This is a genomic window from Mangrovibacterium lignilyticum (genome assembly GCF_010882175.1).
Lineage (GTDB): Bacteria > Bacteroidota > Bacteroidia > Bacteroidales > Prolixibacteraceae > Mangrovibacterium > Mangrovibacterium lignilyticum.
The window spans coordinates 114,953-129,044 of record NZ_WKLH01000004.1 but is presented as its reverse complement, the minus strand read 5'-3'; the positions used below and the strand labels follow the sequence as shown (position 1 = coordinate 129,044).

Here is a 14,092-nt window from a genome sequence, read left to right as displayed (position 1 = left end):
CCGATATTTAGAATATTTTACCCAACACCCCATAAAGGCTGAGTCTGAGTTTCAGGTTTTGAAGTTTGTCGAGTTCGCGGAAACACTTGTCAACGTATAACTTTTGAAAGGCATCAGCATGTAAATCAACTTGCTCTTTCCGAATGATGGCACAAAGCTGCGAAAAATTATCGGGCCCGACGGAATCAATCATGTCAGATCCGCCGTTTTCACGAAGCCTCTCCTTCAACAAAGCCAATAGAAACGGAAAATGATGCGCATGCTCCTGTACCTGTTCGGAATGAAATTCATTCAGATCATCGCGAATCTGGTAGGCAATGCCAAACCAGTCTGCAAATTGAGCTAAAACCGCTAAATCACACTGCGGTGCTCCTCCCTGGATGGCACCCAACAAAAGAGCGACCTTCACCGCCTCGCCGGTTTTCTGCGTAAAAATGTGCAGCACTTCATCAACCGAAAAGCGAAACAGATCCTTATTCATCGCCAGATCATCCCCTTGCCCGCGCGACAAATTCAGATGCGACTCCGCAACAACCTTCAACGATTCCGCAATCAAAACCGGTTCAACTTTCAGGGCAGCCAACAATTGGTATCCTTTCCCAATGAGAAAGTCTCCCACATTAATGGCAACCGGGATTCCATTGGTCCGATGCAGGGTTTCCTGTTCATACCGATAGTCGTCATCATCTTCAATATCATCATGAATCAGCGATGCCTTGTGAAAACATTCAATTATAATCGCCATCAGCTGCTGCACTTCCTCATTGGGCTGATCGGTATACGAACGATAAGCCAAGACAGTCAATAACGGTCGTATGCGTTGCCCGCCTATTTCAAGCATTCTCACCGCCAGATGTTCCGTCTCATCCTTCCCTTTAAAATAGTTCTTTAGGGTGGAAGTGGTAAAATAATCCTCAACGTGATCTTTCAACAAAGAAACGGACAAAGGCTCTTTATCCGGATGGGGCCGATACTGGTGCATCTCTTCGAACAACCAGCCATAATCGACATTTGTATTTTCACATCCGTCATATAAAAGCGGCAAACCCATCACCGGAACAGCAGCTCGCGAAACAGGACCAAACGAACGCTGCAGCACCGGCATACAACTGACCCCGATAACCGCATCAATCGCTCCTTCTTCCACCAGTCCGACTGCCACTGTTGTTCCTTCGGCGACCAAAGTTGTATATCCCAACGCTTCGGCTTTGCTTAAGACGGAGTCAATCTGGCAACCTTTACAACCGGCACAAATCAATCCCAGTGAATCCATTTCGCCCTGACAGGACTGGGTGTTTTTTAAACATTGAGGCAGCAATAAAAGCCGCCGGTCAAAAGGTGTCGCGGCAATCACATCGCGCCACAAGGCATTGCCACACAAAACGATCGTAAAATCGAGGTATTCCCGATCAACATTCTGTTTCTCCAGCAACTCTTCGGCCAGAGTCTCCAGCTGTTCAAAGCCCATTGGAGGCTGCAACTGCCGTTCAGTAACCTCAGCATTAGCCGCATGACGAAGCAGGTTGCGTAACTTCACATCCTTTGGAACTTTCAATAATCGTTGCGACTTGATCATAAATCTTTATCCGTAAGCGCCCAGTCCGAAGAAGGCGCGGTTTTTTGCAAAACGGTATAACTTGTTTTTCTCCGGAATCACCTTTCCTGATCCGTGGCTGCAAACCCGGGACATTGCCCGTAATCTTTCGGCCTCGTTATCTCTTCCCGAGCTGTCCGCCGCGTTGTACTTCTCAACAAAATCGGCCAGCCATTGGGGATCTTCCATCACAATGCAACCCGATGTTTTCTTTGGCAATTCCACTTTTAAGTCTCGCAGAAACGCCGAATCCCGGTAGATATCGACCAACGCTTTATCGTCAACATGATCGGCTGCGAACTGAATAACCGGGCAAGGCTCAATATTTCCTGAAGCGTTAATGTGATGACTTAATCCGGACGCTGCCGGGCAAAGCCCATTCCCGTCACCATCCCAATACGCGTCAATAATCATCAGTTTATATTTCGTACGCGCCTCCACCATGTGTTGCCGCAATTGGTCAATTTCATCTTTGTCCAGACAAAGCTCCACAGTGGCATTTTCGCCAACAGGACGGTAAATGTAGTACCACAAATACAACACTCCTTGATCGATCAATGACTGGATGAAGCGCTCAGACAAAGCCATTTCGAGATTCGACTTACAAACGCTGATGGCAACACCCGTTATCAGCCCTGCCTGCGTGGCGTTTTCGATGGCTTGCTGCGTGCGTTGAAAAACATTCGACGCACCACGGCGGATATCGGCCACGTCTTCATCGCCTTCAAAACTGATCAGCGGATTAACATTCCCACACACCCGAAGCTTTTCAGCGATCTCTTCCGTCAGTAGCGTTCCGTTTGTAAACAACTGAAAATAACAATCGGAATGTTTCTGAAAAACGGCAAATAAGGGCTTATAAAGTAAGGGCTCTCCACCCAAAATCCCAAAGAAATAGGATCCCTGTGCTTTGGTTTCGGTAATAATCCGGTCGAGCTGTTCGGGCGACATGCGGCTATTCTTCTTTTTACCCATCACCCAACACCCCTGGCAATTGAGGTTACAATCGTCGGTAACCGATATAAAATGAAAGGCCGGGAAAAACTCCCCCTTTTTTAGCCGTCGCTGAAACCGGGCAAAGCCTATTGCTCCTTTAATGCCCATATTATACACAAATTTGCGCAGGCATCGGCGATCGGTTTTAAAGAGCAATTGGTTCAACATCGTTTATTCTTTCTTTTTATTAACGTTCTTCAATTCCTCCAGTGCTTTGCGCCGTTCGTCTTCGGCCAATTGCACCACTCCCTCACGGAAGATTGATAGTCGTGATTTGTTTCGTTCATTCAGCAGGACAAACAAACTGCCTTGCTTCCCGTGATTTTGTTGGGCTTTTTCCACCGGCTCGGCACCGGAAAGCACACTATTCTCCCCCAAGCGGGGAAAAATAATCGCTTGTGTCGGGCAAGTTCGCCCGCAAGCCGGACAATTATTTTTACAGTTCAACGGATTCGTAACTTCCAGCTTCTTACGCTCAAATTTGTAAACGCCGAACAAACAAAAACGGGCACATTGCCCGCATGAAGTACAGCGCGACTCATCGATGACCGGATACCAGGCAGGAACATCCAACCCGGTTTTTTCGATCCGGTAATTGGCCGCTCCGGCTTCAAACCCATAATCCGATTGCAATGTGCTGACAACTTCGTCATTATCGAACGCACGGAAATTTACAACAGTCACATTTTCGAGTGTGGCCCCGCCTTGTCGCAGCATGTTTTTCACAGCGCGCGGATAGCAGGCAACGATGACTTTTTGAGTGTAACCGGCAGTAATATCCAAAAGACTTTGAGGAGAATGAACCGAAAAAGCGCACAGGTCGCTTAACTCCATGACATCTGCATCCAGCTTTTTTAGCCGGTTGGACAAATCATCAGCACGGGCGTCAGCAATAACTTTAGCACCGCAGCGACAAAAAAGGATGCAGTTTGTCTGTTTCATCAGGCAGTTTATAAATCGAATACTAAATAAACTAAATTCTGCCGGATTGGGAAATGTTCGGAAAACATATCCCCGGTCCATTAACAAGTATTTAGAAATGGCGCTAATCTCCCCTTCCGGGACCTTCCCCGGAAAGCAAAATTCGCCGCTACCGGTCAATCATATACCAACGCAGGACTAATCACAACAGACAAAAGCATTCAATATCGGATGTTAAAACCGCCAAACTAAGGGACTCACAAGTAGTTCACTAAGTTATCATCTTATGTATATTTAATTTAAATAGGCCACAATTGATTAATATCTCAAAGAAATATTATAATAAATTCGAAATTCTGCTTAATTTAATCAGGCTTGTACAGAAAGAATAAAGCTTGTTTGAACTAACCTGTAAATCCCACTACTGCAATGAAAAAAATCCTGTATTCATTAGCTGGTCTTTGTTTGCTCTTTATGCAAATTGAAGCCAAGGCTGACGGTGACCAGAAAATTAAGTTCGGGAAAATCAGCATGGAAGAAATGACTTCCACTGTTTGTCCGATTGATTCAAACGCCTATGCTTACTACATCTTCAACAAAGGCCAAACCGATTTTCGATATGCCGAGTCAACAATCCGGTCGGACGATGTTTCTTCAAGCCAAAAAGGATTTCAGCTTTTCTTCAATCGTCATTTCCGCATTAAAATCCTCCGGAAGGAAGGTTTTGACTATGGCGATTTCAGTATCCCGCTGTACGTTGACGGTGGCGACAAAGAAAAACTCATCGGATTCAAGGCATATACCTACACCCTTGAAAACGGGAAAATTGAAAAAACAAAACTCGACAATAAAGACGCTGACATTGAAGAGACAAGCGAGCACGTCAACACGCTCAAATTCGCCATGCCCAATTTAAAGGAAGGCTGTATTATTGAAGTCGAGTATGAAATTGTTTCCGATTTTCTGTTCAACCTGCAGGAGTGGTATTTTCAAAAATCGATCCCGGTCATGCATAGCGAATACCTGGTTGACATCCCTGAATATTTCAACTATAACCAATCGCAGAAGGGTTATTTCCCAATCAATACAGAGACCGATCGCCGGCAAAACAAATTCACCATCACCTATATTCAAAAAGATGAAGGCATGCTGGATGGATACAAGTACACCAAGGACTATGATTTCACGGAATACCGCTACAATTATTCAGCCGATGAAATTCCGGCGTTCCCGAATGAAAAATTCCTGCATACCGCTGAGAACTACCTGACCAAGGTCGAATTTGAACTGGCCTACACCAAGTTTCCGAATTCACCCATGCATTCGTACACCACCACCTGGGAAAACATTGACGAGAAACTTAATGAGAGCTATAATTTCGGTCGGGAACTCAACAAAACAAATCATTTAAGCGATGCTGTTGCGCAACTGAAAAGCACAGGCACAACCGATGTCAGCCTGATGGGCGATGCCCTCCGCTACATGCAACTAAATATGAACTGGAACGGGTCGAGAGGCTACTACACCAGTTCATCGGTGCCAAAGGCGTTTAAAGACGGTGAAGGGAATGTTGCCGATATTAATCTCAACCTCGTTATCCTGTTGCGCGAATTAGGATTCAATGCCTACCCGCTAATTTTAAGCACCCAAGATCATGGCGTAATTCTATTGGGACGACCATCATTGACCCGTTTCAATTACGTCATTGCTTATGTCCAGGTGGATGATCATTATTTCTTACTGGATGCAACTGATCCCAATTCGTTCATCAACCTGATTCCGGTGAGATGTTTGAATGACCAGGGACGCATCATCGGAAATACGCCGGAAAAATGGATTAACCTGCACAGTTTTCAGCCTTATGCTTCGAAATCGTATGCAGTCATGCAGGTGGACAGCAGCCTGAATGTTCGCGGAAAAATCAAAAAGAGACTGGCAGGCTATGCCGCTTATTCCTTTAAAACCGATGCACGAAAAGCCAACAGTCTGGACGAATTCATCGAAACGATGGAAGACAAAGAATCGAAACATACAATATCCGACATGGAAGTTCCTCCCATCGATTCGATGGGAATGAACGTACAATACAGCTACAGCCTGGAGGCGAACGATTTGGTGATGGATGCCGGGGAGCTGATTTATTTCAATACCGGCATTGACCCGTTTTTTGATGAAAACCCGTTCAAGTTGGATGAACGCGGGTTCCCGGTTGAATTTGATTACCCCATCAGCCTGCAACAATCATTCTCCATCACACTTCCACCAAACCTGGAGATATCGGAGCTGCCGCAAACAACGACCTTTCAGTTGCCCAATTCCGGTGGAACATTTACCTATCAATGTAAATCGATGGCAGGCATATTGCTGATCAATTCGGCGATTTCTATTCGCAAAGACATATTCCTGCCGACAGAATACCAGGAACTGAAACAATTCATTCAAGCCATCATTGAAAAACAAAATGAGATGGTGGTTTTGAAGTCCATTTAGCATTTTTTTTCCCAAGTATTGCCGGGCTGGTTCGTTTTCATGATCCGGCCCGGCATCATAAACCTTTCCGATGAGACACTGCAACATACTCCTGCTAATCCTGCTTTGTGGCTTTCAACTTTCCGCACAGGAATCCTACACCGCGGACCAGATCCCCGACTCGTTAAAAGAAAACGCATGGGCCGTTATCCGCAGCTCGCAAACGGAATACACGCGTACATCGCTGAATAAATACAGCATGGATGTTCACAAAATCATCACGATTTTAAACCCCAAAGGCGAGCGCTACTCAAGTATTGCTGTATACTATGACGATGATTCGGAAATAACATCGCTGAAAGGCTCCCTCTACGATGCCAACGGCGATGAGATCAATACCATTCGCAAGAATGATTTTTCGGACGAAGCGACCAACAACAGTTTCACCTTGCTCAGCGATAACCGGGTAAAATACTATGAGCCTTCGGTCAGCAAATATCCCTACACGATTGCGTATAGCTACCGTGTCGAATATAAAAGTATCATCAGCTTTACAAACTGGATTCCCTGCGAGAGTTTTCATGTCGCTGTCGAATCGGCACGCTTAACGGTTCGCTCACCCGATGAATTTGAAATCCGTCACAAAAGCCGGAACTACGCCTTCGATTTTGAAGAAGACGCGTCCGATGGACAAACAACGCTCAGCTGGTCGGCCAGCAACCTGAAAGCATCCAAATACGACTACGGACGCCCGGGATACCTCGATATTTTCCCGGTTGTTGAAGTGATGCCAACGCAATTTTCCTACGATGGGTTCGATGGCGACTTCTCCAGCTGGAAATCGTACGGGCAATGGGTTTACCAGCTGCTTGCCGGTCGCGATGAGCTGTCGGAACAAACGATTGCCGAAATTGAACAGCTAACGGCAACGGCAAAAACCGAAAAGGAGAAAGTCAAATTGCTATATCGCTACCTGCAACAAAAAACCCGCTACGTCAACATCAGTTTCGGCATTGGTGGTTTTCGCCCCATGTTTGCCAAAGATGTGGATGAAAAAGGATACGGCGACTGCAAAGCACTAAGCAACTACATGCGCAGCTTGTTGAAACAGGCGGGAATCCGTTCGTACTATGCCGAAATCGGTCACGGGCTTGATCAAAAGATTCAGTTCCCTGATTTTCCGTCAGCAACGCAAACCAACCATGTTATTTTGTGCGTACCAACCGAACAGGACACAACCTGGCTCGAATGCACCAGTCAGCATATTCCGTTTGGCTACATCGGAGCCGAAAACTCCGACCGCTACGCCTTGCTCATTACGGAGGATGGCGGCCGTTTAGCGAAAACTCCGGTGTACGATGCGGAGAACAACCTGCGGCAAAGTGCCATTGAGCTGTTGCTTGATGAAAGCGGAACAGCCCGGATTAAAGTGAACGCTGATTTCAAAAATGCCCAGTTTGAAAATATCTTTGGCTTAATTCACCGCTCGAAAGACGACCAAAAGAAAGCCTTGCTCCGCGGACTCGATGCTCACGGGCTGGAATTAGCTGATTATGTGTTCACAGACCTGTCTGACTCGCTGGCGGAAGTTCGGGTTGATTTGAGTGGTAAGCTGGTTGGCATTACAGCCAAAGCGGGCAGCCGCCTGTTGGTCAAACCAAACTTCCTGTTTTCAAATGAATTCCCGGAGAAGATCAGTCTCAAACGAACAAGCGCTGTGTACGAACCAGTTGGTTATGAATACAACGACTCGCTGGTTTTTCAAATTCCGGATGCTTATGCCATTGAATTTGTCCCCAAGGAAACAGGCCTTAAAACCGACTATGGAAGCTGCCAATACAATTACCGGCAGGAAGACGGGAAAGTGATCATTCAGCGTAATGTCCGAATCAACAAAGGAAATTACCCACCGGAGAAATTTACCATGGTCAATCTTTTTCTGGCGTTCTGCGAAAAAATGGACAACACCCAATTTATACTGAAAAAGCTGTAAATCCACCTGCCATTAACAATCCATTTAACACTTTTTCATCTTTTATTTCCCGAAAATCTTTAAATTGTCAATGACCTAATGCCTTAAAACAATTGAACGATGGAAGAATTTCATTTGAATATCCTCAACATCTCTGCTGTCTTGTTGTCGGCCTACCTTGGCGGACTGTTAATCCGGAAAATCGGTTATCCGGCTATTTTGGGTGAACTGCTGATTGGAATTCTGCTGGGACCAAGCTTGCTGGGAGTACTCGAATACACCGAATCGATCAAAGTATTGGCCGAAATCGGAATCATTTTATTAATGGTTTACATCGGGATGGAAATTGACTTCCACGACCTGAAGAAAGCTTCGTGGCCCGGACTGCTGGCTGCTTTCGGAGGGTTCTTCGTCCCTTTTGCGCTGGGGTATTTCGCCATTGTTTGGTACGGCGGCACACCGATGTCGGGTTTGTTTGTAGCCATTGCCATTGGGGTGACTTCCCTGGCCACCAAAAGCCGCATCCTGATCGACCTGAAACTACTGAACACCCGAATTGCCTATGTGCTGATGGCAGGTGCCCTCATCTCGGACACGCTGGCGCTGGTTATCTTTTCAGGCATTACCAATTTTGCCGAATCAAGTGGTTTCAACCTGACTGAACTACTCTTTATCGGCGGTAAAATAATCGTGTTCTTCGGCCTGACCATTTCAATCGGGGTATTCGTTTTGCCACGCCTGGGAAAATACATTTCCCGCTCGGGCCTCAAAAACAGTACCGCCTATTTCACCCTCATTTTAATCGTTGCTTTTGGTTATTGCGAGCTGGCCGAACTCGCTGGTATGCACAGTATCCTCGGAGCCTTTATGGCCGGGTTGTTTCTAAAGGCAAACCTGTTCCCCAAAAACATATCCAAAGAACTGAACAAGGCTTTTTACGATGTGTCCATCGGTTTCATGGCGCCAATCTTCTTTGTGTCGGCCGGATTCTTTGTCGACATCAATGTCTTTAAAACCGACCTGGCCCTGTTAATCCTGATTACCCTGTTGGCTGTTGTCGGCAAAATCGTAGGAACCGCCCTCTTCTACCTACCCTCGCGAAATGGATGGCGCGAAGGGCTCACCATTGGAACAGGGATGAACGGTCGCGGCGCAGTGGAGATTATCATTGCCGAAATTGGCCTGCAAATGGGCATTATCGACAATACCATCTTTTCGATCCTGGTATTCATGGCCATCTTCACGACACTGACAGTTCCGGTGTTGCTAAACTGGACCTCGAACTGGCTGCGTCGGCGGGGAGAGCTGGTCTATATGGACAAACGCAAGGGAACATTGATCCTGGGGGTGAACCCTTTGAGCTTACTGATGGCGCAACGCCTCGCGAAAAAACAGCCGGTAACATTAATCGACAACAACCGCGAAATGGTAAACCGTGCCCAACAAATGGGACTGGACTGTATTTACGGGAACGCCCTCAACGAAGACAACTTTGCTGATGCTTCGCCCGAAAACCTCCAGAAATTCATTGGTTTAACCACCAATAGCCAGGTGAATTTACTGGCTGCACAGCTGGCCCGCGAATCTTTTTTGATTCCGGAGATCTATGTTGCCGTTTCGGGCCGGGAATCGGATGTTAGCGCCGGACTACTGGAAAAATACAACGCGGCACCATTGTTCTCCGCTCCGGTTGAGTTGAGCAAATGGTTCCACGCCATAGCCAATAAGCGGGTAACCGAAAAAACTGAACCGGTAACCGAAAACCAGCGTTACGACGAATGGCTGAAAAGCCGTTCCTTCAACTTCGAACAAACACTACCGGTTTTAATTGAAAATGAAGCAGGTGAAGTGCGGCTTTTGCAAGCCAACGAAAACCTGGTTACGGGGGAAAAGATTCTTGTTTTGGAGAAAAACTAAACGCCTCCGTGCGAAAGCCGGAAAACAGGAATTGCCCGCGTCGTTCAGACGAAAAGGAACAACGACGCAACAAGCTGTCCCCTGCCGGTATCGGACGGTTGAACCCAATTCAGGCTGACCTTCAGCACCAGACCGTTCAACACCACCGGCTTCCTCCCTTCGAACCGGCAACGAAAACAAATTGCATGGCCCGATTGTCTGAGCTTTATACCGTTTCGTAACTGCACAAACCCGGAAATGATGAGCAACATCGACGATAAATGGAACAATGGCGACCCTTACGACTATTTCATGGGCCGATGGAGTACATTAATGGCACCCAAATTCGTGAGCTGGCTCAATGCCCCTGCCAACAGCAGCTGGATTGACATTGGCTGTGGAACAGGTGCCTTGAGTCAAGCGATTGAGCAACATGGCACCCCTCAACGCATCGCCGGTGTCGACCCATCGGCCAGTTTTATTGCGCAAGTCAGCAAACGACTGGCCACCGGGGCCGAATTCCGGCTTGGCACGGCCGATCATTTGCCCTTCGGGAACGAAAGCTTCGAAATAGCCGTCTCCGGACTGGCTTTAAATTTCTTTCCGAATTTGGATCAGGCACTGGCGGAAATAAAACGGGTGCTAAAACCGCATGGACTTGTCGGCGCCTACGTGTGGGACTATGCAGGACGCATGGATTTCTTACGGTATTTCTGGGATGCGGCTTTCGAGGTCGATCCCACTTCCGAAAAACTTGACGAGGGCATCCGATTCCCCCTTTGTCATTCGGTCCGGCTAACGGAAGCGTTTCAACAAGCCGGATTGGTCGAAATTGAATCAACCGTTTTAGACATTGACACGGTTTTCACCGATTTTGACGATTACTGGAATCCGTTTCTCGGAGGACAGGGACCTGCTCCCGGTTACTTATCGTCTTTAAGCCCGGAATTACAGGCAAAGCTAAAAAATACCCTCAGCGAAAAATTGCCCACCCAGGCCGATGGCTCGATTAAACTGTTGGGCAGAGCACTCGCCATTAAAGGAAAGTGCCGCTAAACGCCTGTTGCCGCCCGCTTACAGTGAAAACAGCTCACCGGAATTGTCGCTGATCGAAGCCTTGGCTGAAACGTCGAACGGAAAACCGGCGAAAAAACAGCCCAATGCCCCTGCCCCGTGTCGTCATTCACCCAATTTGGCCGAAACCACCAAAATAAACTGCCCATCCATAAACCTACTGACCGCAAATGGGTTTATATTGCTTTAAAAAGTGGAATCAACTCGCAAAATGATGATGGGACAAACACAAAGCCAGACCAACGGAAATCAATCGCTCTTTCTTCAAACACATTCAGTCGCCATCCGTCTTTGGCATTGGCTGACTTTTCTGGTGATAAGCTTTATCGTACTCACTGTTTTGCTGGCGTCAACGCTGTTTAGTCCCAGGCAAAATATTCCCGAGGTACAAAATAAGCTGGCCGGCAAGGGAATCGTTATCGACAACAACCAGGCATTCTCCGTTACCCATATCTTCGACGATAAATTGTGGGATCTCCATAAATTGCTGGGCTATGGCCTCTCGTTCCTGTTGCTTGCCCGTATTGGTATTGAACTGACACAACCAACCGATGAGAAACTGAAATCGAAACTCAAGAATGCGCTTAACTTGTCCAAACAAAATGGCTGGAACAAGAAAGAAGCAAAGCACTATTTGATTGTCAAATTCAGCTACACGCTTTTTTACCTGCTTATCCTGTATATGGTTCTCAGTGGTCTTTCACTGGCTTTTGGTCGCGACCTGGGCCTCTCGCGCGATACCAACCATTTAATCAAAGAGATTCATGGTTTTGGCCAATACCTCATTTATGCGTTTATCTTTTTTCACTTGAGCGGCGTTATTCTAGCCGATATCGGAAAATCCCGGGGTATTGTTTCGGGTATGATCAATGGTGGAAAATAAGGCACACCAAACCCTTCGCCTAAATGTTTCGCCCGGTTGCCATCAACCCGTGATTTGAAATCTGCTGCCCGAAAGAGTGACCGCCCGGGAAGACTGTGCCCGGAAACGGAAGGGGCTTGGGCCGAAAGTCCATTGAGTTTTGTCGGTACAATTAGCTTGCAAGGCCGGCCCGGGTTCCTGACACCTGAATCCCCTTAAAGACGACTGAAGCCTCACCGTTCCGGGAGGTTTACCGAATGGAAGCTAAAACAAGTTAACGCGACTGAATCGGGCGGTAACGATGCGCTCCGACTAATGGCCGGAAACCCGGTCTCAACACCTGCCTACAAGCAAAAATGAAACTAATTTAAATAAGCAACCCCCTAGTTACAAGCACCCACAAACCTGCTGTTCAGCACATTTGTGCATTTTATTGTTTCATTGTTTGCAATTCTTATGCTTAACAGTCATAACTTGCTGTTCCGTAGACATAAAGTCTGCCGACCCGTTCAACAAAGGAACAAATAAAAAGCTGCAGCGCATTTTGCGGTGCCTGGCAGCATCGATTTTTAAAAAGGATTGCCTCTGTGCAGCCTGACAGGACAAAGAGTAAAGCGGTTACTACAAGTGGATCATTCTAAAAGCGATTAAAGTTGTTTTCGACAGAAAATAAACAACTAAAACCTTTAACCATCACCCATGGTCTGTTTAAATCTTTTAGAACGATCGCCAATCGATCAACCAACACAAGTGCCATTTTGGGCCATTTCGCCCCAAAACAGCCCAAAAAGGGGCTGTATTGAACAATATCCACTAAAATACAACCATATAAATGGCATATACAACCATATAAATGAATTATACGACCATATAAACGGCATATACAACCATATAAATGACATATACAACCATATAAACGGCATATACAACCATATAAATGAATTATACGACCATATAAACGGCATATACAACCATATAAATGACATATACAACCATATAAACGGCATATACAACCATATAAATGAATTATATGACCATATAAACGACATATACAACCATATAAATGACATATACAACCATATAAACGGCATATACAACCGTATCTGCAAAATTGTTAACTGTATCCGCTTAAAATATGGTTGTATATGGGCTCGTATACATTGTACAGGCTGCCCGATTAACTGTCTCCGCCGACTATCTGGTTGTATCTGCGCCTTCAGGCCTCGTATTCCAGGGCCACACCAGCATCAACTGTTCGCGTTACACCGAAAAACCCGTAAAAACAAGTCAACAAGCACCTCTACGAACCAACTCCGTCGGTTTCAGCAAGGGAGCTGCCGGACTGTGTTCTCCCAAACCGGGCAATTCGGTCATTTCACTGAAATTGTTGTTTCAAATCCCGATAAATTAAAAACCAAAAAAATGAGTCATTATGAATAAAGTTTTAACCAGTTTCTCACCCAATCGATTAACCGATTCTGAATTGATTGTACTAAGCGGCGGGGCTTGCAGTCAAATGAATGGCAACCCGCACTTCCCTACTCCTTCGCCGGAGCTGATTACCGTACAAACTGCTACGGATGAATTCCTGACTTCTGATGAAAAATCGAAAACTGGTTCACACCAGGATGTGGCGATTAAAAATCAGAAAAGGAAGAATTTGGAGAAACTGCTTCATGCCCTGGCTGTCTATGTGAACCTGACAGCCGATGGCGACGAAGCGATCTTGTTAAGCAGTGGTTTCGAATTGGCTAAAAAAGCCGAAGCGGTTGGACCACTCGACGCACCTGAAGGCCTGCAGGTAAAAGCGGGTAACGCAAGAGGTTCGCTCAGCGTGAGTTGCAAACGGGTAGCCGGAGCCGGCAGTTATGGTTTCGAATACCGCCAGTTGCAAACTGAATCAGATAATGGTTGGATCCGTGTTGATTCGACCAAGCACAATATACTCGTTACCGGCTTAGTAAGCGGAGGCCAATATGCTTTCCGTGTGATGGCGGTAGGGAGTAATCCGCAACGTAATTGGAGTAACGAGGTAAGCAGCTTCGTACTTTAACCGATCCAACACATTAAGTAAGGGAGAACAAACAACAGTAAATCGGTTTTGCGGTTTCAACCAACAAAACCAATCAAGAAAAGGGAGGCGCAAGCTTCCCTTTTTTTGTTGTTGTTAACGAAACTATTTGGAATGGGAATAAATTGAATTTTGCTTATGCTAAGTTTCGGGAAGGTTTTGTACTTTGGGTAGCTTAACACAGCTAACCGCTAATAGTGGAATATATGTACCAGTACATATACACAGACGTTATAG

General features: G+C 46.3%; 9 protein-coding genes. 6 read left to right on the top strand and 3 right to left on the bottom strand.

The genetic code is table 11. The annotated features are described in order from the left end of the window. Window positions 1-7 precede the first annotated feature (7 nt). The 3 genes from GJV22_RS18130 to GJV22_RS18120 are packed head-to-tail and all read right to left on the bottom strand — an operon-like array spanning window position 8 to window position 3,532. Window positions 8-1,576: a polyprenyl synthetase family protein gene (locus GJV22_RS18130; protein WP_163717252.1), complete on the bottom strand. Its 1,569-nt coding sequence runs from the start codon at window positions 1,574-1,576 to the stop codon at window positions 8-10. Between the two features lie 6 nt (window positions 1,577-1,582). Beyond that, window positions 1,583-2,758 (bottom strand): radical SAM protein, encoded by a 1,176-nt coding sequence (locus GJV22_RS18125; protein WP_205461943.1) that lies wholly within the window; start codon window positions 2,756-2,758, stop codon window positions 1,583-1,585. Window positions 2,759-2,761: 3 nt separating this feature from the next. After that, window positions 2,762-3,532 (bottom strand): 4Fe-4S binding protein, encoded by a 771-nt coding sequence (locus GJV22_RS18120; RefSeq protein ID WP_163717248.1) that lies wholly within the window; start codon window positions 3,530-3,532, stop codon window positions 2,762-2,764. Between the two features lie 408 nt (window positions 3,533-3,940). On the opposite strand from GJV22_RS18120, the gene GJV22_RS18115 reads away from it, so the two are divergent. The 6 genes from GJV22_RS18115 to GJV22_RS18090 all read left to right on the top strand — a co-directional run bounded on the left by GJV22_RS18115 (window position 3,941) and on the right by GJV22_RS18090 (window position 13,837). Then, complete coding sequence (locus tag GJV22_RS18115; protein ID WP_163717246.1) at window positions 3,941-6,001, top strand: DUF3857 domain-containing protein; 2,061 nt, start codon at window positions 3,941-3,943, stop codon at window positions 5,999-6,001. A gap of 70 nt (window positions 6,002-6,071) precedes the next feature. Further along, the gene (locus GJV22_RS18110; protein ID WP_163717243.1) at window positions 6,072-7,973 is read left to right on the top strand and encodes a DUF3857 domain-containing protein; all 1,902 of its coding nucleotides are present in this window, start codon (window positions 6,072-6,074) and stop codon (window positions 7,971-7,973) included. A 99-nt stretch (window positions 7,974-8,072) separates the two neighbouring features. Then, window positions 8,073-9,869, top strand: coding sequence for a cation:proton antiporter (locus GJV22_RS18105; protein WP_163717242.1), 1,797 nt, complete (start codon window positions 8,073-8,075; stop codon window positions 9,867-9,869). A 240-nt stretch (window positions 9,870-10,109) separates the two neighbouring features. After that, window positions 10,110-10,904 carry a class I SAM-dependent methyltransferase gene (locus tag GJV22_RS18100; RefSeq protein WP_163717240.1) on the top strand — a complete coding sequence of 265 codons (795 nt, stop codon included), beginning with the start codon at window positions 10,110-10,112 and terminating at the stop codon, window positions 10,902-10,904. A 211-nt stretch (window positions 10,905-11,115) separates the two neighbouring features. After that, a complete protein-coding gene (locus GJV22_RS18095; RefSeq protein ID WP_163717238.1) occupies window positions 11,116-11,805 on the top strand; it encodes a cytochrome b/b6 domain-containing protein in 690 nt (229 codons plus the stop codon). Window positions 11,806-13,216: 1,411 nt separating this feature from the next. Then, window positions 13,217-13,837: a fibronectin type III domain-containing protein gene (locus GJV22_RS18090; protein WP_163717237.1), complete on the top strand. Its 621-nt coding sequence runs from the start codon at window positions 13,217-13,219 to the stop codon at window positions 13,835-13,837. The last annotated feature ends 255 nt before the right edge of the window (window positions 13,838-14,092 follow it).

What these genes read in the sequence shown, in the direction of transcription:
- GJV22_RS18130 (WP_163717252.1), bottom strand. Translation starts at nt 1,576, where the DNA reads ATGATCAAGTCGCAACGATTATTGAAAGTTCCAAAGGATGTGAAGTTA.
- GJV22_RS18125 (WP_205461943.1), bottom strand. Translation starts at nt 2,758, where the DNA reads ATGTTGAACCAATTGCTCTTTAAAACCGATCGCCGATGCCTGCGCAAA.
- GJV22_RS18120 (WP_163717248.1), bottom strand. Translation starts at nt 3,532, where the DNA reads ATGAAACAGACAAACTGCATCCTTTTTTGTCGCTGCGGTGCTAAAGTT.
- GJV22_RS18115 (WP_163717246.1), top strand. Translation starts at nt 3,941, where the DNA reads ATGAAAAAAATCCTGTATTCATTAGCTGGTCTTTGTTTGCTCTTTATG.
- GJV22_RS18110 (WP_163717243.1), top strand. Translation starts at nt 6,072, where the DNA reads ATGAGACACTGCAACATACTCCTGCTAATCCTGCTTTGTGGCTTTCAA.
- GJV22_RS18105 (WP_163717242.1), top strand. Translation starts at nt 8,073, where the DNA reads ATGGAAGAATTTCATTTGAATATCCTCAACATCTCTGCTGTCTTGTTG.
- GJV22_RS18100 (WP_163717240.1), top strand. Translation starts at nt 10,110, where the DNA reads ATGAGCAACATCGACGATAAATGGAACAATGGCGACCCTTACGACTAT.
- GJV22_RS18090 (WP_163717237.1), top strand. Translation starts at nt 13,217, where the DNA reads ATGAATAAAGTTTTAACCAGTTTCTCACCCAATCGATTAACCGATTCT.